17 protein-coding genes and 1 tRNA gene are annotated in these 21682 nt (G+C 60.2%); 4 read left to right on the top strand and 14 right to left on the bottom strand.

Annotation, left to right across the window (positions count from 1 at the left end; genetic code table 11):
• Positions 1-99: 99 nt before the first annotated feature.
• Positions 100-507 (bottom strand): VOC family protein, encoded by a 408-nt coding sequence (locus tag KIT08_08050; GenBank protein ID UYN89039.1) that lies wholly within the window; start codon positions 505-507, stop codon positions 100-102.
• A 95-nt stretch (positions 508-602) separates the two neighbouring features.
• Between KIT08_08050 and KIT08_08045 the strand changes: the two genes are divergently transcribed.
• A complete protein-coding gene (locus KIT08_08045) occupies positions 603-4664 on the top strand; it encodes a hypothetical protein (GenBank protein UYN89038.1) in 4062 nt (1353 codons plus the stop codon).
• A gap of 9 nt (positions 4665-4673) precedes the next feature.
• Positions 4674-5513 (top strand): MBL fold metallo-hydrolase, encoded by an 840-nt coding sequence (locus KIT08_08040; GenBank protein UYN89037.1) that lies wholly within the window; start codon positions 4674-4676, stop codon positions 5511-5513.
• A 203-nt stretch (positions 5514-5716) separates the two neighbouring features.
• On the opposite strand, the gene mutM is transcribed toward KIT08_08040, so the two are convergent.
• The 9 genes from mutM to KIT08_07995 all read right to left on the bottom strand — a co-directional run bounded on the left by mutM (position 5717) and on the right by KIT08_07995 (position 11199).
• Complete coding sequence (mutM, locus tag KIT08_08035) at positions 5717-6535, bottom strand: bifunctional DNA-formamidopyrimidine glycosylase/DNA-(apurinic or apyrimidinic site) lyase (GenBank protein ID UYN89036.1); 819 nt, start codon at positions 6533-6535, stop codon at positions 5717-5719.
• A gap of 156 nt (positions 6536-6691) precedes the next feature.
• A complete protein-coding gene (locus KIT08_08030) occupies positions 6692-7651 on the bottom strand; it encodes a ribose-phosphate diphosphokinase (GenBank protein UYN90802.1) in 960 nt (319 codons plus the stop codon).
• Between the two features lie 26 nt (positions 7652-7677).
• Positions 7678-8229 carry a GNAT family N-acetyltransferase gene (locus KIT08_08025; protein UYN89035.1) on the bottom strand — a complete coding sequence of 184 codons (552 nt, stop codon included), beginning with the start codon at positions 8227-8229 and terminating at the stop codon, positions 7678-7680.
• Positions 8230-8299: 70 nt separating this feature from the next.
• Positions 8300-9295 (bottom strand): methylmalonyl Co-A mutase-associated GTPase MeaB, encoded by a 996-nt coding sequence (meaB, locus tag KIT08_08020; GenBank protein ID UYN89034.1) that lies wholly within the window; start codon positions 9293-9295, stop codon positions 8300-8302.
• A gap of 9 nt (positions 9296-9304) precedes the next feature.
• Positions 9305-9709, bottom strand: a complete 405-nt coding sequence (locus KIT08_08015) for a cobalamin B12-binding domain-containing protein (protein ID UYN89033.1) — start codon at positions 9707-9709, stop codon at positions 9305-9307.
• An 85-nt stretch (positions 9710-9794) separates the two neighbouring features.
• Positions 9795-10100, bottom strand: a complete 306-nt coding sequence (rpsR, locus tag KIT08_08010) for a 30S ribosomal protein S18 (GenBank protein ID UYN89032.1) — start codon at positions 10098-10100, stop codon at positions 9795-9797.
• 14 nt (positions 10101-10114) lie between these two features.
• Positions 10115-10357 carry a hypothetical protein gene (locus KIT08_08005; GenBank protein UYN89031.1) on the bottom strand — a complete coding sequence of 81 codons (243 nt, stop codon included), beginning with the start codon at positions 10355-10357 and terminating at the stop codon, positions 10115-10117.
• A gap of 13 nt (positions 10358-10370) precedes the next feature.
• Entirely contained in the window at positions 10371-10610 is a 240-nt protein-coding gene (gene rpmB, locus KIT08_08000) for a 50S ribosomal protein L28 (GenBank protein ID UYN89030.1), read from the bottom strand.
• Between the two features lie 70 nt (positions 10611-10680).
• Positions 10681-11199 (bottom strand): molybdenum cofactor biosynthesis protein MoaB, encoded by a 519-nt coding sequence (locus tag KIT08_07995; protein ID UYN89029.1) that lies wholly within the window; start codon positions 11197-11199, stop codon positions 10681-10683.
• Positions 11200-11249: 50 nt separating this feature from the next.
• Here KIT08_07995 and KIT08_07990 point away from each other — a divergent pair, with 50 nt between their 5' ends.
• A complete protein-coding gene (locus KIT08_07990; protein UYN89028.1) occupies positions 11250-12578 on the top strand; it encodes a beta-glucosidase in 1329 nt (442 codons plus the stop codon).
• Positions 12579-12585: 7 nt separating this feature from the next.
• Here KIT08_07990 and KIT08_07985 read toward each other — a convergent pair whose 3' ends face one another.
• The 4 genes from KIT08_07985 to KIT08_07970 form a co-directional block, all read right to left on the bottom strand.
• Entirely contained in the window at positions 12586-14295 is a 1710-nt protein-coding gene (locus KIT08_07985; protein UYN89027.1) for an aldehyde dehydrogenase family protein, read from the bottom strand.
• Between the two features lie 1048 nt (positions 14296-15343).
• A tRNA-Lys gene (locus KIT08_07980) sits at positions 15344-15415 on the bottom strand.
• Between the two features lie 26 nt (positions 15416-15441).
• Positions 15442-17346, bottom strand: coding sequence for an EAL domain-containing protein (locus KIT08_07975; protein UYN89026.1), 1905 nt, complete (start codon positions 17344-17346; stop codon positions 15442-15444).
• Between the two features lie 7 nt (positions 17347-17353).
• Positions 17354-18496 carry an FIST C-terminal domain-containing protein gene (locus KIT08_07970; protein ID UYN89025.1) on the bottom strand — a complete coding sequence of 381 codons (1143 nt, stop codon included), beginning with the start codon at positions 18494-18496 and terminating at the stop codon, positions 17354-17356.
• A 116-nt stretch (positions 18497-18612) separates the two neighbouring features.
• On the opposite strand from KIT08_07970, the gene KIT08_07965 reads away from it, so the two are divergent.
• Positions 18613-21681: a DNA polymerase III subunit alpha gene (locus tag KIT08_07965; protein ID UYN89024.1), complete on the top strand. Its 3069-nt coding sequence runs from the start codon at positions 18613-18615 to the stop codon at positions 21679-21681.
• The last annotated feature ends 1 nt before the right edge of the window (position 21682 follow it).

Below are 21682 nucleotides of genomic sequence, written 5' to 3'. Positions count from 1 at the left end.
AACAACAATCAACTGGGTGATTCTAGCATTCTGAGGACAGTGATACCAGCCAGCAAGCTTAAAGTTGCTGGATTTTAAGATTGGGATGATGTGGCAGGTTCAGTTCTCGGCCAGGATGCCACCCCATTCAGCGGGGTCGGAGTCGCGCAGGGTCTGGGAGAAGGTCCACACGTGGCCGGCGGGGTCGGAGACGCTGTATTGGCGCTCGCCGTAAGGAAAATCCTGCGGACTGGCCAGAATTTTGGCGCCGGCGGCCTTGGCCTGGGCGTGGTGGGCGTTGACATCGGCCACGCGCACCATGACGCTGTGGTCTGCGCCGCCCGGCTCGCCGCGAGTGACAACGATGCAGCCTCCGTCACCTACGTTGAGCTGGATGCGGTGGCCGCCGATGCGCAGGCGCGGGGTGAAGCCGAAGGCGGCGCACAGCCAATCGGCGGCGGTGGGCACGTCTGGATAGGCCAGCGTGGGAATGACAAGGCTATTCGGCATGGAGCGATTGGGGAGCATGGGGAAAGTATAAGACCTTGATATGAGAATGCTAGGGCGAGAACTCATAAATTGTGGAGGGTTATAATCACTTTTCACGGAGTATTAGCCCCATCATGTTCAAAAACATAGCCAAAATCATTGGGGGTGACCCCAACAAACAGGCTGTAGAAGCCTACGCCAAGAACGTTGAAAAAATCAATTCACTGGAAGCGGAGTACGAGGCGCTTTCAGAGGAGGCTTTGCGCGGCAAGACCGCCGAGTTCCGGCAGCGGCTGGCAGCGGGCGAAAGCCTGGACGCCCTGCTGCCCGAGGCGTTTGCGGCGGTGCGCGAGGCTGGCAAGCGCACCTTGGGGCTGCGCGCCTACGATGTGCAGATGATGGGCGGCATGGCCCTGCACGAGGGGCGGATTGCCGAGATGCGCACCGGTGAGGGCAAGACGTTGGTAGCAACCGCCCCGCTGTATCTGAACTCGCTAAGCGGCGAAGGCGCCCACCTCATCACGGTCAACGACTACCTGGCGCGGCGTGACGCCCGCTGGATGGGCCCGATCTTCAGTCTGCTTGGCGTGAGCGTGGGCGTGCTGCAAATGGGCACGCGCACCGACAGCGGGCGCTGGGCCTATATTGTGGACTTGGGCAAAGAATCAACCCAGGAGGACCAGCACCAAATGCGCCAGGTAGAGCGGGCTGAAGCCTACCGGGCGGATATTACCTACGGCACGAACAGCGAATTTGGCTTTGACTATTTGCGCGACAACATGCGTATGACCCAGGCCGAGAAGGTGCAGCGCGGCCACAATTACGCCATCATTGACGAAGTGGATAACGTGCTCATTGACGAGGCACGCACGCCGCTGATCATCTCAGGCCCGGCCCACGACGAGGCCGAGCACTACATGCGCATGGCGGATGTGGTGAAGCGCCTGAACCCTGAAGACTACGAGATCAACGAGAAGGACCGCACGGTCACCCTGACCGAAGTGGGTACGGCACACATGGAGCAACTGCTGGGCACGCCGTTGAGCGACCCGGAGCGCCCCGAGGACGTGACGCCGGAACAGGCGCGTACGATGGGCTTTGTGGAGCAAGCGCTGCGGGCGCAGTTCCTCTTCAAGCGCAACAAGGACTACCTGGTGCAGGGTGGCCAGGTGGTGATCATTGACGAGTACACCGGGCGCCTGATGCCCGGCCGGCGCTGGTCAGACGGTTTGCACCAGGCGACGGAAGCCAAAGAGAAGGTGAAGGTGGAGAGCGAAAATGTGACCTACGCCACCATCACCATCCAGAACTACTTCCGCATGTACAAGAAGCTGGCCGGCATGACCGGCACGGCGCTGACCGAGGCCGAAGAGTTCAGCAAGATCTACAAACTGGAAGTGGTGGCGCTGCCACCGCAGGTGGAGTACGCCGCCTCGCGGAAGGATTCAACCCTGGAAGAAGTAGAAGCCAAGGACGAACAAGGGTATCGCTACAGTTACTTCTCACTCCGGGATGACCCGCAGAAGACGCCGGCCCTGTGGCGGCGCAAAGATTATCCGGATGTGGTGTACCGCACCGAGGAAGCCAAGCTACGCTCCATTGTGCAGGAGATCATTAGCATCCATGTCATCGGCCGCCCCATCCTGGTGGGCACCACCTCGGTAGAGCGCTCAGACCAGCTCTCCGGCCGCCTGCGCGCCGAGCCGATCCAGCGTCTGCTGCAGGCGATGCTGCTGCGCCAGATGTGGCTGCAGAAAAACAACAAAACGGATGAAGGTTTTGTCATCCCTGAACTGCAATTCTTGTACGAGCCGCTGGAGAAACTCAACGTGGCGCAGTTGCGCCAGTTTGGGCGCGACCTGGGCGTGCAGCTGAACTTGCAGAACGAAGAGAACCTGCCTACCCTGCTGAGCATCCTGGGCCTGCGGGCCGAGGATGCGCCGCGGTTGGGCAACGTGATCCAGGGCGGCGTGGCGCACCAGGTGCTGAATGCCCGCAGGCATACGGAAGAGAGCCAGATCATTGCCGGCGCCGGCGCGTTCGGGGCGGTCACGATCGCCACTAACATGGCCGGCCGCGGCGTGGACATCAAGCTGGGCGGCGAGATCGCCGAAGAAGTCACCAGCGCGGTCAACCGCGTGCTGCGCAAAGCCGGGCACGCCAACGCATATGCCCTGACCTACGACGAGCAGCGCAAGCTGTTGCTGGAGATGAAACCAGAGGACTTTGGCATTTATAGGTCTGAAGTTGAGTACTTCATGCAGTCGGTAGAGGAAATGGCCAAGGTCAAGACGCTGGGCGGCCTGCACGTCATCGGCAGCGAGCGGCATGATGCGCGGCGGATCGACAACCAGCTGCGCGGCCGCGCCGCCCGCCAGGGCGACCCGGGCTCCTCGCGCTTTTATCTTTCGCTGCAGGATGACCTGATGCGCCTGTTCGGCGGGCAGCAGGTTGAGAGCGCCATGCTGCGTATGCGCATGGACGACGCATTGCCACTGGAATATGGGCTCGTAAGCCGCATCATTGAGCAATCGCAAACCCGGGTGGAGGGCGCCAACTTCGACGCACGCAAGCACCTGCTGGAATATGACGATGTGCTGAACTCGCAGCGCGCCACGGTGTATGCACAGCGCGACCGCATCATGTCCAAGGACGACCTGACCGACGATGTACTGCAGATGCTGGAAGAGGAAGTGAGTTTGCGCGTGCCTGCCGCACTGGCAGATAGCGACGGGGCGTGGAAACTACTGGCCTGGCTGGAGCAGATCCAGCCGACCTTGATCATCAATGGCGTGCCGGTGCCCTCGTTCACCTTCCAGCTGTTGCTGGATGAGCTCAAGGCCAAGAACCTCAAGAGTATTGAAGAAGCCAAGACCGCGCTGAACGAAGTGGCGACACGCGCCCTGCAAACGGAGCAGGCGCACCTGCTGAGCAGCCTGGCCGGGTTGGTGGAAAGCAACCAAACGCGGCTTGACCAGGTGCTGGATGAGCGTCTTGAAACGATCGAAACCTTTAAGCAGGGCATGCGCATGGAGGATGAAGGCCAGCAGCGCAATGCCAACGAGTTGAGCACAGAACTGAGCAACGCCCTACACATGCCGCTGAAGCTGGATGGTGGGCTGCAAAAGTTGCTGCGCGAGGACCCGGAAGCGGCCGCTGACCAGATCTACGAGCAGGTGGCAACCGCACTGACCGAGCAAGCCGTGGCGCGAGTAGTGGGCGCGGTGGAACGCCGCCTCGAGAGCGACCTGGGCATCAAGCCGGCGGAACTCGCCAGCCAGGACTGGCCGCAGATCAGCGAGCGGCTGAATGAGGCGGTCAACGCCGAGTTCGCCGCCCGCCAGGAGCGCCTGATCGGCAATGGCGACGGGCAACTGGCCAGGGACGTGACCCAGGCACTGGGTGACGGCGAAGTGAGCGAGCTGAAGCTGCTGGCCGCCCTGCTGGCGATGCCAGAGAGCCGGGTGGCCAGCTTTGACAAGCGCAGCCACCAGCAGGTGGTGCAGCGCCGCCGCCGGCTGAGCCTGACGTACTATGCGGCCAACTTTATTGAAGGGTTGGATGAACAGAAGGCGGGCGACCGCATCCTGAGCCATCTCAAGAATGCGCGGCGAGCCACCGAAGCAGTGTGGGGTGCGGGCGCGTGGGAAGCGGTGGCCGGGCGCACGCTGGCCGAGCTCTCACCGCAGGCGAGCGAGGCTGTGCGTGCGGCGATCGGCGAAGAGGCGGCGACCCGCATGGGCAGCCAGCCGCTGAGCAGCCTGCCCGAGGAAGCGCGCGTCAAGACGGTGGCCGAGCTTGGCCGCCGGGCGCTGAACGAAAGTTATCGCCAGGTGCTGCTGCGCGTAATCTCTGAACTGTGGGTGGACTATTTGACCCGTATGGAAGCGCTGCGCATCTCGGTGCGTTTGGAAGCGTATGCCCAGCGTGACCCGCTGGTGGAGTACAAGGCGCAAGCCTTCAAGATGTTCCAAACCCTCTTCGCGGATATGCGCACCAGCCTGGTGAACCGCATGTTCACCTTTGGCCCCGGCGCGGTGCAGAACATTGCGCGGGGAGCCAACCCTTCGGCTGCCAGCAGCCCCACGGCAGCGGGCAGCAATGGGAACCAGGAAGCTGCAGCCAGCGGCGCTGCGGAGGAAGCTGCAGCCGAAGGCGGCAGCAAGGGCAAACGCCGCCGCCGCAAGAAGAAGTAAAGGAAGCTTATGGCCTCAGAATGGCATCTCATCCCCACCGGGCGTGTATGGGTGGACCCGGGTGGCCCGTTTGGCCTGGTGCCGCGCTCCTTGTGGAGCCGCAGCCAGCAAGCCAATGAGCACGGCCTAGTGGCGATGGACCTGACCTGCCTGCTGATCATCTCAGAGGGCAAGACCATCCTGGTGGATACAGGGCTGGGCGACAAGCTGAACGAGAAGGGCATGCGCCAGTGGAACCTGGAGTACCCGCAAGGCACGATGCTCGAGAACCTTGCGACACACGGCGTGCGCCCGCAGGATGTGGACATTGTGCTGGATACGCACCTGCACGGCGACCACTGCAGCGGCAATACGACGCTCGCCGACGGTGCACTGGTGGCCACCTTCCCCAAGGCTGAATACTGGGTGCAGCGCCTGGAGTTTGCCGACGCGATGCACACGAATGAACGCACGCGGGCCACGTATTTGCCCGAGAATTTTGTGCCACTATGGGAGCAGGGCAAACTGCGCCTGCTGCACGGCGATACGCAGGTGACCAAGGATGTGCGCTGCGTGGTGACACCTGGCCACACGCGGGCCATGCAGTGCGTGCTATACGAAGGCGACAGTACGCCGTTGCTGTACGTCGCCGACCTGGCAAGCTATGCAGTGCACATGGAGCGGCGCGCCTGGGTAACGGCGTACGATGTAGAGCCGCTGGAAACCATCCGTACCAAGGGCTATTGGCAGGACTGGGCTCTGGAAACGCAGGCCCGCCTGGTATTCGAGCATGACACGACCATGCCAGTGGGTGTGCTGACCCAGGACACTGAGGGCAAGCTGAAGGTGAAGGCAGTCTCCATCAATTGACAGCTGCCCTCAGCAGTCAAAGCAGGTGACGATGGGACCGAGCATATGCGGTGGTGTTGCAGGCTTATTTGTGATTCCGCTTGATTAAAAAAGATGCCACGTTGTAAAGCGGCTTGCGCGCCGCCCACGTCCTCGCAGTGACGGGATCGTGGGCATGTCCTCGCATTGCTAAGCGACTTACGCCTCCTCTCGATGAAAGGTAGCTAGAGTCGCTGGCAATTCGGGCAGAAGTGGGTGCTACGCTGGCCGATGACGGTGCGGCTGATAGGAGTACCGCAGTGCGGGCAGGGCTCTCCGGTTTGCTGGTAAGCCTTGAAATAATTCTGAAACTCCCCACCCCGATAGACCCAATCAATACTTGCGCCGTTGCGCTTGATGCCCTCGGCGAGCACTTTGCGGATGGCGCGCAACAGCTTGCCAGCGGCGGCCCTGTCTACTGACTGGCTGGCCTGTAGCGGATGCAACTGCGCCGTCCACAGCGCTTCGTCTGCATAGATGTTGCCCAAGCCGGCAATGAAGGCCTGATCAAGCAGTAATGGTTTGAGCTGGCGGTTGCGCTGGGTCAGCATGCGGTGGAAGCGGGCGGGCGTGAGGGCGGGGTCGAACGGCTCGGGGCCGAGGGCGCCGAGCACCAGCTCCGGGTCATCCAGCAGCCAGAGGCGCCCGAATTTGCGGGCATCGTCAAAACTGAGCTGCACGCCGTCGTCAAAGAACATCTGCACGCGGGCAAAGCGCCCCAGCCGCGCCTCGCCGCGGCCCAAGAGCAGGTCGCCGCTCATGCGCAGGTGGACCAGCAAGCTGCCCTGCGAAAGGTCAATACGGATGAACTTGCCGCGCCGCCCCACCCCGGTGACCTGGCGGCCGGCCAACTGGCGCCCGAAGCTGCGGGCGCCGGGTACGGCGATACTGCGCGGCCAGCGCACGCTGGCACGCGCAAAGCGCCGGCCGACGACATTCAGACCGAGGCCCTGGCCGCTGACCAGGGAGCGGGCTACGGTTTCTACTTCGGGGAGTTCTGGCATCTTGCGCTACTTCGTAGCGCGGGCAAAGTTACCCGCTTGCAGCGGGTGACACTTTGCCTGCTTGGTTGGTTGGGATTCTTTCATTTTGTGTTTTGCGTTGCTCCGCAACACGGGCGAATCTGCTCGCCGTTGGCGAGCAACGATTGCCAGCAGGGTCTACTCGTTGAACATTTGGCCGACGCTGACGCCGCGATGGGCACGGGAGATGACCTCGCCCAGCAGCTCATCCACCGAGAGGATAGTGAGCCGGTCACCCAGTTTGGCTTTGGCCTCTGCGCTGATGGGCACAGTATCCGTGGTGATGATGCCGGCCAGCGGCTGTTCAGCCAAGCGCTCGATGGCAGGGCCGGAGAGCACGGCGTGCACGAAGACCAGGTAGACATTGCGGGCGCCGGTTTTCTTGAGCAGCTGGATGGCATTGGCGACCGAGCCAGCCGTATCCACTTCATCGTCCAACAGGATGACATCTTTATCGACTACATCGCCAACCACGCTCATGGCTTCGGTGCGGGCGTCGTGGGGAGTGCGGCGTTTCTCGACCAGAGCCAAGGGCACATCAATCCGTTCGGCAAAGTTGCGGGCGCGCTTGGCGAAACCAAGATCTGTGCTGACCACAACGGGGTCTTTGAGCTTCTTGCATAGCTGAGCCACATGCTTGGAGAGGATGTGGAAGGCGGTGAGCACATCGCCGGGGATAGAGAAGAAGCCCTGGATCTGGCCGGCATGCAGATCAAGCGTCATGTAACGGTCTGCGCCGGCCACCTGCACCATATCAGCCATCAGGCGGGCGACGATGGGCACACGGGGCTGGTCTTTCTTATCGGAACGAGCGTAGCTCATATACGGGATGACGGCGGTAATGCGAGCGGCCGAATCCAGCCGCAGGGTCTGCAGCATGATGAGCAGTTCCATCCAGTTACGCTGGACGGGACGGCTGGTGGACTGGATCACATATACATCCTGCCCGCGCACGCTGCCGTGAAGGCGAACCATAATGTTCTCATTGGAAAATTCAACAATGTCTCGCCCGCTGAGGGGTACTTTGAGGTACCGAGCGATCTTCTCAGCCAGCTCCGGGTTGCCGCTACCAGTGAACAGCTTAATGTCGCCATACAGGCCTTTGGTGCTGCGGGCGGCGGGGCTCATTTTGTGCTCCCTTGCAGGGCGTCATATTCAGGGCGAAGGATGCTCATCATCAGTACGTCAGAGTATACGCCTTCGTCATAGTGGGCGTGGCGCTGGCGGCCTTCAAACTGGAAACCCGCTTTCTCATAGGCGCGGATGCCAGCCTGGTTGCGCTCAAACGCACGCAGATACAAGCGGTGCAAGTTCAGGGTCTCAAAACCAATTCGCTGTAGCAACTGCATGGCCTCCGTGCCGTAGCCTTGATTCCAGTGCTCTTTGACGCCAATCATAATACCCAGCTCAGCGCTGCGGTGCACCCAATCGATGTGATGGAAGCCGCAGTTGCCGACCATCATCCAAGTATCGGCACGCTGGATCTCGATCACTAAAGGATGCTCGTGAACAGGACGGTTTGCCAGCTCAGCAAACCAGCGCTCTTCACGCGCCATGGACATGGGCCAATAGGCGGCCAGATTGTGACGAACTTCGGGGTCATTGAGCCAGGAAACGAATACGGGCAGATCAGCCTGCTCCGGGCTGCGCAAGCGTACGCGTGCGCCGTAGATCATGCGTGCACTCCCAACAATTGCGGGCTCATAGTGCTCACATGATACTGCGGAATTTTTTCAACGTAATGTCTCAGGGCAACAGGGTTTGCAAGGCCTGACGCGGAGAGAGCTTGCGCGCCACCAACTGGTCGAGCGCACTGGCATATTGCGCATCGGTAACCGTGCTGCGCCAGCTTGCCATCAGGGACTGCTGGACCAGGCCCAGCAGTTGGGTGTGCAGGCGGGAGCGCTCGCGGCGTTGCCAATCGCCGCTGTTTTGCAAATGGGCCTTGTGGGCGGCCAGCACGTCGAGCAACTCGGGCAAGCCAGTGCCCTCGGTGGCAACGGTGCGGCGGATGGGGATGAGCCAATCATCCGCGGGAGCGGCATCGGCGGGGGCAAACACTTCTTCCAGGCGGCCGTGGTGCTGCACCAAATGCTTGGTGGGATGGCCCAGCTTCAGCATGCCCAGCAAGGCACGCTCGGCGGCTTCTACGCCCGGACGGTCAGCCTTGTTTAGCACGAGGATGTCAGCGATCTCGAGAATGCCGGCTTTGATGGCCTGCACATCATCACCCAGGCCGGGTACATCTACCACGAGGACGCTGTGAGCCAGCTTAACGATCTCAACTTCGGATTGGCCCGCGCCTACGGTCTCGATGAGGATGACGTCAAAGCCAGCTGCATCCAGCACCTGGGCCATGCCGGCGGTGGCTTGTGCCAGGCCACCCAGCGAACCGCGGGTGGCCATGGAACGGATGAAGACCCCACTGTCTCCGGATAGCTCACGCATACGCACCCGATCGCCCAAGACCGCCCCGCCAGTGAACGGACTGCTGGGGTCGACCGCTACGATGGCAACCTTGAGCGGCTGGGCTGCCTTACGGTAGTGCAGGGCAAGCTGATTTACGAGGGATGATTTGCCGGTCCCAGGGGCGCCGGTGATGCCGATGAGGTGAGCTTTGCCCGTGTGGGTGAAGAGCTCGTTGAGGGCGGCCTGGCCGAGGGCGGTGTCGTTCTCCACTTCGGTAAGCAAGCGCGAAGTTGCCAGCCGGTCGCCCTGAAGGACGGAGTCTTGCAGGCTCACGCGTCCTCGTTAGGCGTCTTTGTTGACTAGTTTGCGAATGTCATCAATGATGGCGTGGGTGGGAGAACCGGGGCCATACACACCCGATACACCCATTTCTTTCAGCTTAGGCACATCCTCATCGGGAATAATGCCGCCCACAAAGATACGCACATCATCCTGTCCATTGGCCTGGATCAGCTGAGTGATGCGAGGCACGAGAGTGAGATGAGCGCCAGAAAGAATGGAGAGACCAACTGCATCAACATCCTCCTGCAGGGCGGCCTCGGCGATCATCTCAGGCGTTTGACGCAGGCCGGTGTAGATAACTTCCATACCAGCATCACGCAAAGCCCGGGCGATCACTTTTGCGCCGCGGTCATGCCCATCCAGGCCGGGTTTGGCGACCAAAACACGGATTTTCTTGTCAGTCATAGCTCTCCATTTGAAATTATAACTGTGCCAAGCAGGGATAAAAACAGCCCCATGAAGGGGCTGTTTTGGTTCCTGCGGAAGAAGCTTAGTCGGTCGACTGATCGGTGTAGGAGAGCAGCGCCAGGTGGCGGGCACGCTTGATGGCGCGGGCCAGCTTGCGCTGGTTGCGGGCGATCACGCCGGTCTGGCGACGGGGGCGAATCTTGCCCTCGGGCGACAGGAAGCGCTTGAGCAGATCTACATCCTTGTAGTCGATCTTCAAGGATTTGTCGGCCTCAAACGGATCCGTCTTGGGCTTGCGGAAGAAACGGCCACCGCCGCGCCCGCCGCGCTCTTCGCCGCCGCTGTCTTCGCCTTCTACACGATCTTCACGATTGTCACGATATGCCATGCTTGCTTCTCTTCCTAAGGGTAAATTTCCTTCAATACAGGTTCGTAATTGCAGATGCAGCCGCCCTCACGAGAGCAACCTTCCACCGGCAATACGGGAACTTCAAACTTGCTGTAGACGCCCTGCACGGTTTGCGCCGTGCTGCAATCCTCCGGCCCGGCCACACGCACCAACTCCACGCGCTCATTGGCTTGCAGCCGTTGCAGCGCTTGGTTTTGCTGTTGGGTCTTGTATGCGATGTGCTCGCTAACCGACATGAGGCGCCTGAAACTAGCTGACGTCGGCCAGGGTCTTGCCGTTGGAGCGCAAGTAGGCCAGCAGGCCGTGGGCGTCAATACTGCGCAGGTCACGCGTGGTTACGCGCAGCTTGATGAAACGGTTCAACTCCGGCACCCAAATGCGGCGCTCCTGCAGGTTGACTTCCCAGCGGCGGCGGCTGCGTTTCTTGGAGAAGGGCACATTATTGCCGTAGCTTGGACCCTTGCCGGTGATGGATGATCTTTTGGACATGAAAACTCCTTAACAGCGGGCGATTATACCAATGAAAGACAGCAAGGGGAAGGAGAGATTCGAAGGCGGGTTAGCGAGCCACTTCCCAGGCCAAATGTTCCAGCTCGGGCTGGATCAGTTTCTCCCAGGCCAGCTGGACGGCGGCCGGGCTGCCGGGGGTAGAGATGACGACCTTGCCGCGGTAAACCCCGGCAGTGGCACGCGAAAGCATGGCGGCCGCCCCCACCTGCTCATAGCTGAGCATGCGGAACAACTCGCCGAAGCCGGGCAAGGTCTTCTCCAGGTTGCGACTGAGGACATCAAAGGTGGTATCTCGTGGTGAAATGCCCGTGCCTCCATTGAAGAGGATGAGTTGGGCAGGCCCTGCGGCCAGCTCCTCGAGAATGGACTGGATCTGGGCTGGCTCATCCTTCACCAGGCGGTAATTGACTACCAGATGGCCCAGCGCCTCGATCTGCGGGCGCAGGTAATGGGCATTGGTGTCAGTTTCGGCGATGCGGGTGTCGCTGACGGTAACGATGGCCAACGCCACAGGGCCGCGCTGGGCGGCGAGTTGGCGATGGCTGGCACTGGAGTCTGATGGAGCCATGCGCTCATTTTATCCGACTGGTCATGCTTCCTCGTTTATACTGCCCGGCTATGACCGAGCACTTTCCCGAAGGTTTCCTATGGGGAGCCGCCACCGCTGCATACCAAATTGAAGGGGCGCACGACGAAGACGGACGCGGTGAAAGCATCTGGGACCGCTTTTCGCACACCCCCGGCAAAATCTTTAAAGGCCATACCGGAGACCGGGCGTGCGACCACTATCACCTCTGGCAGGACGACATTAAGCTGATGCAGGAGCTGGGGCTGCAGGCGTACCGCTTCTCGATCGCTTGGGCACGGGTGCTGCCAGAGGGGCACGGCAAGGTGAATCAGAAGGGCTTGGATTTTTATAGCCGCCTGGTGGACGGCCTGCTGGACGCGGGCATCGTGCCATACGCGACCCTTTACCACTGGGACCTGCCGCAGGCCCTGCAGGACCAGGGCGGTTGGCCGGCGCGCAGCACAGCCGAGGCCTTTGCCGAATACGCCGATATTGCCAGCCGCCACCTGGGTGACCGGGTGGCGAGCTGGGCCACGTTGAACGAGCCGCAGGTGAGCGCGGATGCCGGCTACCTGCAAGGCCGCCACGCTCCCGGGCACACCAGCCTGGCCGAGATGGCGGCGACCACGCATCACCTGCTGCTGGCGCACGGCCTGGCGGTGCCGGTGCTGCGGCGCAATGCGCCGCAGGCTCAGGTGGGGATTGTGCTCAACCTACAGCCGCATGTGGCGGCCTCGGCACGTGCGGCGGACGTGAAGGCGGCGCACCTGGGTGACGCCATGCAGAACCGCCGCTTCCTGGACCCGCTGGCGGGCCGTGGCTACCCGGAGGAAGTGCTGGCGCAATACGACGGCTGGCGCGGTTTTGTGCAGGCCGGCGACCTGGAAACAATCGCGGCGCCGGTAGATTATCTGGGCGTCAATCACTACTTCCGCACAGTACACCGCAGCGAGGATACGCCGGATGATGAAGTGACTGTGCCTGTGGGCGCTCACAAGACTGCGATGGGCTGGGAAGTGCACGCACCGGCCATCGAGCAGATATTAGTGCGCCTGCACAAAGACTACAGCTTCCCAGCGTACTATGTGACCGAGAACGGGGCGGCTTTTGCAGACACTGTGAGCGAAGATGGCCAGGTTCATGACCCGCAGCGCGTGGACTATTTGCAGAGTTATTTACACCACGCCCAGCGCGCCATCCAAGCCGGCGTGCCGCTGAAAGGCTACTTTGTCTGGAGCCTGATGGACAATTTTGAATGGGCCTGGGGCTATAGCCGGCGCTTTGGGATTGTGTATGTGGACTATGAGACACAGACGCGCATCATCAAGGACAGTGGACGTGCATACACACGAATCATCAAAGAGAACGCGCTAGGCTAGCCAGCATTTAGCTGATCACGGCGTAGTAGAGGGACTTAAGCAAGTTCCACAAGCTGGGCTTAGCCTGATAACGCGTGTCTTGACGGAAATAGAGATAGCTGCGCTTGGAATGGGCGTGGTAGGGGTCGGGTATTGAGATGAACGGGGCACGCACCACAGACTTGAGCGGGCGGTCGAACATGAGCGGGTTGTTGATGAAACCCACACCAGATTGAATGTCGAACATGTCGTGCCCGGGTGCGGCCCCCCAGGGCGTAATGCACATGTAGTAGCCTAGCGCACCCCAATGGTTCACCACCACTGTGCCATAGTTCAAATCGTCCACGGCCTGCTCCACCGCGGCGGCGACCAGCGGGTCTTGCATGCTCTTGGGATGAACGATGATTGAAGCGCACAGGCTGCCCCACAATTGCTCATTTGCAAACTTCACCGCATTGGTAATGAAATCGACCGTATCGGCGGCATCCAGCGCGGTTTCGGAGAACAGACCCATGAAGGGTTCTTCACAGAATGCAAGCTGGTCTGCGTCGGCTGGGTCAAGGCCGGGCAAGAAGGTCCACGGCAGCTGGCCTTCAGCAGGGCTGCCGATCTGCTGGGCCTGCGGGTACGCCTGAACGAACTTGGCGTGCTGGCGCTCGGCACCGGGATAATAGGCCTTACGAGTAGGCATCTCGGCCAAATAGCCGGCGATGGTCTGGTTGAGCGGCTGGCGCTGCGTCCAGGCGGCATGCTGGATGAGCATGCGCGGCGTGATGCAGTTGAAGCCGGCGTTGCGCACCAGCCAGCCGCCGATCTTGGCGGCCTGCTTGCGCACATCGGCAGCGCTCCACGGGCCGGGCACCACGATGACTGGTGAGACGTTACCCAGCTCAGCGCTGAAAGGCTTGGTGACCAAGGGCTGCTTGTTGAGTTTGCGCTGGCGGCCCTCTTCGCCCGGACCGAAGACAATGGCCTCATAGGTGCGGTCTGAGCCGGTGAGGTGCAGCTCATCAATAGACGGGTGGTGCACCAGATAATTGGCCACCTCCGCCCCACCCTCGGCCACCTGCATATAACCCGGCTCAACAAGGGCACGGAAGCCCTCCTCGATGAGCGGGGCGAGGTAGGCGTTGACCGGATTCATTTTGAGGAAGACGACCTGGCCTTCCACGAAGAGCTTGTGCAAAAAGTCGTAATTGACGGTCGAGGCGATGTTGCCGGCGGCCAGCACAAGGCAGAGTTTGCCCTCAGGCTGGGGCTGGCGGTAGAAGGCAGCCCGCGGCGGCTCATCGCCGTGCATGCTGTCGTACACGTGCACTTCGGCCTGCACGAAAGGCAGGGCCAGGAAATCCTTGACGGATTGCGGGTACACATCCAGCCGCCATTCGCCGGCGTGCTTCCAGCACACTTTGCCGGGCAGGCGCGGCTGGCCGCGCTTCTCAATATCTACCAGCGCTTTGCGCAAGTAGCGCAGCAGGCGATAGGTGACGGTGAGGGTGAAGCGCTCCTCGCCTTCGGCGAGGCTGCGCATCTGGCCGCCTTTGGCGGCCAAGCTGGCGGCGACCCAGCGCTCTTCGATAGCGGGCAGATCGGCGACGATCTGGTCGATCACGACGATGCGGGCGGCCATCGGCAGCTGCGCCCAGGCCTGCTTACCGGCCTGCAGGCGCGTCAACTTGGCGTCAAGGGCGGGTTGGCTGGCGATCGTAGCGGGCGCGGGGGCCTGGGTCTGAACCATGATGGGCAATTCTACGCCAGGAGTGGCATGCCTCAGGGGTTAATCTCCCCAACCACAACCCCATTGTTTAGTATTGTCAGAGTACCCACATCCATGTCTAGGAGAAAGCATAAACGACAATATAAAGCCGTCGACGGGATTGGTTGCATAAAAGAATCCAACGCCTTCTGCTGTTTCAGGTAAATCATTCAGATATATGGGGACAAGGGCCTTCAATTCAGCAGGGAACGAGTAGTTTTCTCTTTCATAGTGGTATATTGCGTCGATAATAGTTGACCCTGTTTCAATGTTAGTTTCTCGAGCTTCGTTAGCATTTACACAGGATGCAATCACCAAAGAAAGACATGTGACGATTAGCAAGGGATATGCCCGCGCAGATTTAATCTCCACGACCACACTCCCAACGTTCAAACCGCGAGGTATACCCGCAACCATAACCAGGCCTCACCCTAAAGCTGAGATGGAATCCATTGACAAGCTTGGTTGTGTAAAAAAAGCCATCACCATTCGCCATGGTCGGCATCTCCGGCAGAAAATTGGGAACTAACTCCTCTAAGCTTTCAGGAAAGGAACTTCTTTCCTCTTTAAAGTAATAAAGGGCCAAAATTATTCTGTCAGCGCGCTGGAGATTCTCTGCCACAACTATGGGTCTTGTGTTTCCACATCCAATAGAAAAGAGCAGAACAATCAAGCTGACAACGACCTTCTTCCTCATGGTTGCCCTACCCACTCTGTTGATCTCCAAAAAAAAAGGGAGATTTCACTGGCATCGGGGTGTTTTAAGTATTATGACACACAGTCTATTTTGATAAATGCTATCTAAGTAAAAAACTAATGATTTACTTGACGTAAAGATACTCTGCCTAGCATCCACTTACAGGAGATGCGTAACGCTGCACAGTCACGGCCACCTGATGCGAGCTTGAAACGGCTGCAGTAGAGCAGTTTGAGCAGATGGTGCTCCTTACAATTGCAACCGAATTGCAACCAACAAGCACAATTTAAAGACGAAACCTCCAAAAGTGGAGGTTTTACGGGGGAAACTAAGTGATCCCGGAAGGACTCGAACCTTCAACCAATTGATTAAGAGTCAACTGCTCTACCATTGAGCTACGGGACCGTAAGAAAGCGAATTATATCAAAGGATTACTGGGTTGCGACTTGGCGCTTTACAAAACCCGAGCGGGCGAGCGCGAGCAACTCGTGCGGGGGTATCGGCTTGCTGAAGTAGTCACCCTGAATTTGCTCGCAGCCGGCTTGCTGATACCGCTTCAGCTGGGACTCATGCTCCACGCCTTCGGCGAAGACTTCCATGCCCAATTTCTGCGCGATCGTGACGATGCCGCTGACGATGGCAGCATGCCCCGCGGAGTTCACGATCTGGGCAGCAAAGTGCCGATCGATCTTGAGGGTGTCAAACGGAAACTCGGCGAGTTGGCTGAGGGTGGAGTAGCCGGTGCCGAAGTCATCGATCGCCAGGCGCACACCAAGCTGCTTTAGATTCATCAGGATCTGGCGCGCCTGGCGGAAGTCTTGAAAGATGATGTTCTCGGAAAGTTCAAGCTCCAGCAGATGGGCGGGCAGTTGGCTGTGCTGCAAGGCAACTTTGACCCGCTGAACCAAGTCGCTTTGTTTCAGATCACGATCGGATAAGTTGACGGATAGGCGTATTGGCGCCAGACCGGAGTCAAGCCAACGCTTGACTTCGGCACAGGCCGTTTTGAGCATCCAGTCAGACAAGTCAACAATCAGGCCCATCTCCTCGGCCAGGCCTACAAAGCGCTCAGGCAGCAATAAGCCCAGCTGGGGGTGATGCCAGCGAGCCAGAGCTTCCACACCAACGATCCTGCCGGTTGCGCACTCCACCTGGGGCTGATAAAAAGCCGAGATCTCGTTACGCTCAAGAGCATAGCGCAGCTGGTTGCCCAACTCCAGCCGCTCGAGGGCCTTGGACCTCATGTCGGTTACAAAGAAGCGGAAGTTGTTCTTACCCTCAGCCTTGGAGGCGTACATAGCCCAGTCGGCATTCTGGATCAGCGTCTCAGGGTCACTGCCATGTACGGGGTACACGCTGATGCCTACGCTGGTGGTGATGAAAGCCTCTGCATTTTGGAAGTTGAAGGGCTGCGAAACCGCATCAATAAGCTTTTGGACGATGCCGACAGCCTCATCAGGGTCACGGATGCCTTCCAACAGGATGCCGAACTCATCGCCGCCCAGGCGGGCGACGGTGTCGCTTTTGCGCAGGGCTGACTGAATACGTTTGGCGATCAACTGCAGGACCGTATCGCCCTGCTCGTGACCAAAGGCGTCATTGACCGCCTTGAAGCCATCAAGATCTAAAAACAGGACGACAAGGGTGGATTGGTTGCGCTTGGCAATATCAATGGCATGTGAGACGCGATCAAGAAACAATGCACGGTTGGCCACCCCAGTGAGCGAATCGTAATTTGCCAGGCGTTGTAATTCAAGCTCGGTGATCTTGCGCTGGGTGATGTCACGCGCAATGCTCTGGTAGACCTGGCGGCCGTCCTGCTCCATGATAGTGGAGCTAACCTCAACTAACATGGTGCTGCCGTTTTTGCGCACATGAGTGCGTTCAAAAGTAAGATAACCGGTCTCAAGCAATCTTTGAACAATGTTGTCCGTGCGTTCAAGTTCTTCGCGCGGATAAATTTGATCAATCTCCATGCTCAACAGCTCTTCGCGCGTGTACCCAAGACGGTCGGCAGCCACCTGGTTCACATCCAGAATCCGGCGGGAAGCGACATCGATGATAAAAATGGAATCAATGGCGTTCTCAAACAGGCTTCTAAACTTGCCTTCACTGACGCGCAGGGCTTCTTTGATGTGGCGTTGCTCTTCATCGTATAGCAATTGGGTTTCTTTGGAGGAAATGGCGAGTGAGCGTTCGAGCAGGTAGCGATCCTGATCGGCCTGACGATACGCCTGTTCAACGGTGGAAAGAAAATCCTCCCATTCCTTGTGACTGGGAGGCGCATCAGGCACCAGCTTCAGGCGCCTGAGCTGACGCCACAAAAGTTTATGCATAACTACCCTAGAGCACTTCCCTCAGGATTGTGAGCGTCATGGTCTGGTTGTGCAGATCGCAGGTGCCGCTGGCGTATGGCGAAATTTCGCCGTAGGAATAAAAGCCCACCTGGCTCACGCCGGGGGGCAGCGCTTCCAGCGTGGCCTCGAGCTCCTCTTCGGTACGTTCGTTGAGCACAAGGCGGCGGCCAACACAACTGATGGCGACGGAGAGAATCGGCCCATCTGGCGTGGTGCTGGCGCCGGCCATCAAGGCGGCTTCACTGGCGCCATCGATCAGGCGGTCAAAGTTGGCTTTCATGAGTTGGGCATAGTATCCGATAGGAATATCGCCAGCGAAAGTCAGCGAATGGGCATTTTCATCAACGCCGAGGATGGTGCGCACGATGGTCTTCTGGGCCTCGCGATCTTCACTAAGTGCGAGCGGGAACAGCAGCGCGCTGGAGGGCAGACCGGAGACCAGGTCTCCCAAATATTCCTTGTACAGGTCGAGGGCTGGGCGGCCATCCAGCTCGTAGAGCACATTGCCTTCCGAACGCGTAACCAGGCGCTGCGGGCCGAACACATCCCAACCGCCTTTGGAGCCATGGCGCACTTCGATGTGCTCGCCATACAAGCCTACAGCGGCCACAGAATCTTGCGTGACCTCGCCGTCGTTGATGACCCAGGTGCGCTCAAATCGATCCCCATCGCCAGCCAGGCCGCCGGTGACGACCACCTGGCCGCCAAACTGGTCATTGAGGGCGCGCACCAGCTCGCTACCGTTGATGGTGGTGCCGTTGGAGAGGACGAACACGGCCACCAGGTCAGGCGCTTTAAGTTGGCTGGCGATCAATTCGCCCGCCTGGTACGAGTCCTTTGCGGAACTCACATGCGTGCCAGCCGAGGCCACCCGCGTGCGCTGAAACTGCATAACGGCTACAGAGAGCGAATCATCCTGCACCTCGGTGCCAATGATCTCGCCGGCGGTAGAGCAGCCCATGACTTTGGCCTGGGGATATTGGCGGATGAGATCTTCGATGGGTGTGGTGGCATCCAGGAAATTGGAGGCGCCAAATACAAGCAGGAGCGTATTGGCAGAATCCAGCGCGGGCAGGTCTTTGACAGACCATCCTTTATCTTTGGTGTAGGTAAAAGTTTCCAGCTTCATGATAAGTCCTAATAATGAATAACTTGCCTTAATGTCAGGTCATTGTATAGCAAGTGTGCAAGTGTCCTAAACGTCAATTTGTACTGGATTCATATTACAATAGAACACACGTTCTTATGTCGGCGCACCTCAATACTCACTCGTTTTTCTCCCTGCTGGCTGGGCTGAATTCGCCCAGCCAACTGGCCGAGGCGGCCGCCGCGGCCGGGCAAAGCGCCATCGCTCTGACTGACCGCAACCGCCTGACCGGTGCAGTCGAGTTTGCCGAGGCCTGCGGCCAGCACGGAGTGAAAGCCATTCTAGGTCTGGACGTACAGTTGGAAAGCGGGCGGCCGCTGGCCCTGCTGGCGCAGGATGCGGCTGGCTGGGCCAACCTGTGCAAGCTGAGCAGCTGGCTGTTGAGTGAGGAGAACAACGAGAGCCGCAAGCTGCCGCTGGCGCGGCTGCTGGCGCATGCTAACGGCCTGCTGTGCCTGGCCGCCTACGAGACGTCTAGCGGCGAAGCCCAACCGCGCACCTTTGCCCCGCCCGCCGCTGAACTGGCCGAGATCAAAGCGGCCTTTGCTGACCGGCTGTACATCCAAGTGCCGCCGGACGCGCACGCCGAGCCCGCTCTGAAGACGGCGCACAAGCTGGGCGTGCGCGGCGTGGCGGCGTGGTCGGTGTACTACCTGCAGCCTGACCAGGCGGAGCTGCAACGCACGGTAAGCGCCATGCGCTTGAACAGCACGGTGGTGCGTGTGCCGCCCGCAGAGCTTGCGCCGCACCAAGCATGGTTCGCCAGCACAGAGGAACTGCAGGCAGCCTACCGCGCCCACCCCGGCGCACTGGCAGCCACCGATGAGGTGGCGGCGCGCTGCACTTTCACATTGCCGCTGAACCAGCCCAACTATCCGCACCTCGACCTACCTGATGGCCAGACCCCACTGCAAGCGCTGCGCCAGCAGACGCTGCAAGGCGCAGAACGCCTGTATCCCGCACTGACCGAGCAGTTCACGCAGCGTATGGAGCACGAGCTGGCTGGCATCGAAGCTAGCGGTTACACCAGCTTGTTCCTCATCATGGCTGAGATCGTGGGTTTTGCGCGCAGCAAGGGTGTGCCGCTATCCTCGCGCGGCTCGGCCGCCTCTTCGCTAATTGCGCACTGCCTAGGCATCACAACACCAGATCCGCTGCGGCTGAATCTCTATTTCGAGCGTTTTCTGAACCCAGCCCGCCCCACCCCACCGGACATTGACACGGACATCTGCTCGGCACGACGGGATGTGGTCATCAAACATGTGTATGAACAATACGGCCATGACCGCGTGGCGATGGTGGCGACCATCAACCGTTTCCGTTTACGTTCGGCCTTGCGCGAAGTAGCCAAAGCGCACGGACTGAGCGCCGACGAGATCAAGCGCATGGCGGCGCGCCTACCCTACCGTTGGTGGGGGCCAGGACAAGATGATCGAGACGAGCAGCCGTATGCGAAGTTGGAAGGCGAGTTCAGCGACCCGCAAGCCCGCATTGTTCTGCAGCAGGCACGTGCCATTCTGGATACGCCGCACCATCTCTCCATCCACCCCGGCGGCATCGTGGTCAGCTCCGGCCCGCTGACCGAGCTGGTGCCGCTGCAGTACTCGGCCAAGGGCATGACCATTACCCAATACGACCTGACCGGCGTGCAAAAGATGGGCCTGGTGAAGATGGACCTGCTGGCCACGCGCGGCCTGACGGTACTGGGTGATGTGGCAGATCGCATCTGCGATATGCATCCGGAGATGGGCCGCAGCCGCCTGGAGGTGCTGGAAGCGATACCCGACGGCGACCCGGCCACGGCGCAAGCGGTGCGCAACGGGCGTACGATCGGCTGCTTCCAAATCGAGAGCCCGGGCATGCGCGCCACGTTGCGCGAAGTGCAGTCAGATTCGGTGGACAACATTATGGTGGCGCTGGCGTTGTTCCGCCCCGGGCCGCTGACCGGCGGCTTGAAAGATGCGTTTGTGCGCCGCCACCTGGGGCAGGAGCCAGTGCGGCATGTGCACCCGGCGCTGGAACCGTTGTTGGGTGAGACGCATGGCGTGTTCCTGTATCAGGAGCAGGTGCTGCGGGTAGCGCATGAGCTGGGCGGCTTCAGCCTGGCCGAGGCTGACCTGTTGCGGCGGGCGATGAGCCACTTTGACCCCGGCAAGCAGATGCAAACACTGAAAGAGAAGTTCATTAGCGGTGCCTATCAACGCCACCAGGTGCCAGCGGCGGTGGCTGAGCGCATTTGGGACATGATGGCGGCGTTTGCCGGGTATGGCTTCCCCAAGGCGCATGCCGCGTCGTATGCGCTCACCGCCTGGCGTTCGGCGTGGTGCAAAACCCACTATCCGGCCGAGTTCATGGCAGCGGTGCTGGCCAACTGGGGCGGCTACTACGACCAGAATACCTATCTGCTGGAGGCGCGCCGTTTGGGCCTGCCCCTGCACGCGCCGCACATCAACTATTCGCAGCCGCAATTCAGCGTGACGTATCACGATGGCGCGCCGCACTTATATATGGGGCTGGAACAGCTGCGCGACCTGGGGCGTGCTACGCAGCAGCGTATTCTGGAGCAGCGCCCGTTTGCGTCGCTGTCAGACTTCCTTGTGCGCGGCTTCCCGCGGCGGAATGAAGCCCGCAACCTGATCGAAGCCGGAGCGCTGGAAGGGCTGGGCAGCATCCCGGCCCTGCTGGAAGGGCTGGAGAGCGGCGGCTGGGTGCGCGGACAGATGCGGCTGTTCAACGCCCAGCACGAAGACCTGCCGGATTGGACGCCAGAGATGAAGGCCGCGGCGCAGGAGCGCCTGCTGGGTGTGAGCCTGATAGCCCATCCGTTGGACCTGCACGCGGCAGCCATGCAGGGCGCGGGCGTGCTGAGCACGCTGGAAGCCGCTTCGCACTTTGGGCAAGAGCTGCGCGTGGCGGGCATGCGCCAAAGCTGGCGTCGGGTGGGCAGCTCAGCAGGCGGCTATGTATATTTTATGGACCTGGCCGACTTGGAGGGCACGCTGCGGGTGGTGATCCCGGGGGATGTGTGTGCACGCGGCCGCAGGAGCATTCAGGAGGGGCAGCCGATCTTGATCGAAGGGCGAGTGGAAATGGCTCGGGATTCTGCAGAGCCGCTGTTGCGCGCCAGCAAAGTAGAGGGGCTGCACCTGCCGGTCATGGCGCATTAAC

It is taken from the genome of Anaerolineales bacterium, assembly GCA_025808555.1.
Classification (GTDB): Bacteria; Chloroflexota; Anaerolineae; order Anaerolineales; family UBA11579; genus JAMCZK01.
This window is presented reverse-complemented; position numbering and strand designations above follow the sequence as displayed.

What these genes read in the sequence shown, in the direction of transcription:
- rpmB (UYN89030.1), bottom strand. Translation starts at nt 10,610, where the DNA reads ATGTCCAAAAGATCATCCATCACCGGCAAGGGTCCAAGCTACGGCAAT.
- KIT08_07970 (UYN89025.1), bottom strand. Translation starts at nt 18,496, where the DNA reads ATGAAGCTGGAAACTTTTACCTACACCAAAGATAAAGGATGGTCTGTC.
- KIT08_07965 (UYN89024.1), top strand. Translation starts at nt 18,613, where the DNA reads ATGTCGGCGCACCTCAATACTCACTCGTTTTTCTCCCTGCTGGCTGGG.
- mutM (UYN89036.1), bottom strand. Translation starts at nt 6,535, where the DNA reads ATGCCAGAACTCCCCGAAGTAGAAACCGTAGCCCGCTCCCTGGTCAGC.
- KIT08_08050 (UYN89039.1), bottom strand. Translation starts at nt 507, where the DNA reads ATGCTCCCCAATCGCTCCATGCCGAATAGCCTTGTCATTCCCACGCTG.
- rpsR (UYN89032.1), bottom strand. Translation starts at nt 10,100, where the DNA reads ATGGCATATCGTGACAATCGTGAAGATCGTGTAGAAGGCGAAGACAGC.
- KIT08_08015 (UYN89033.1), bottom strand. Translation starts at nt 9,709, where the DNA reads ATGACTGACAAGAAAATCCGTGTTTTGGTCGCCAAACCCGGCCTGGAT.
- KIT08_07995 (UYN89029.1), bottom strand. Translation starts at nt 11,199, where the DNA reads ATGGCTCCATCAGACTCCAGTGCCAGCCATCGCCAACTCGCCGCCCAG.
- KIT08_08040 (UYN89037.1), top strand. Translation starts at nt 4,674, where the DNA reads ATGGCCTCAGAATGGCATCTCATCCCCACCGGGCGTGTATGGGTGGAC.
- KIT08_07975 (UYN89026.1), bottom strand. Translation starts at nt 17,346, where the DNA reads ATGCATAAACTTTTGTGGCGTCAGCTCAGGCGCCTGAAGCTGGTGCCT.
- KIT08_08025 (UYN89035.1), bottom strand. Translation starts at nt 8,229, where the DNA reads ATGATCTACGGCGCACGCGTACGCTTGCGCAGCCCGGAGCAGGCTGAT.
- KIT08_07990 (UYN89028.1), top strand. Translation starts at nt 11,250, where the DNA reads ATGACCGAGCACTTTCCCGAAGGTTTCCTATGGGGAGCCGCCACCGCT.
- KIT08_08005 (UYN89031.1), bottom strand. Translation starts at nt 10,357, where the DNA reads ATGTCGGTTAGCGAGCACATCGCATACAAGACCCAACAGCAAAACCAA.
- KIT08_08045 (UYN89038.1), top strand. Translation starts at nt 603, where the DNA reads ATGTTCAAAAACATAGCCAAAATCATTGGGGGTGACCCCAACAAACAG.
- KIT08_07985 (UYN89027.1), bottom strand. Translation starts at nt 14,295, where the DNA reads ATGGTTCAGACCCAGGCCCCCGCGCCCGCTACGATCGCCAGCCAACCC.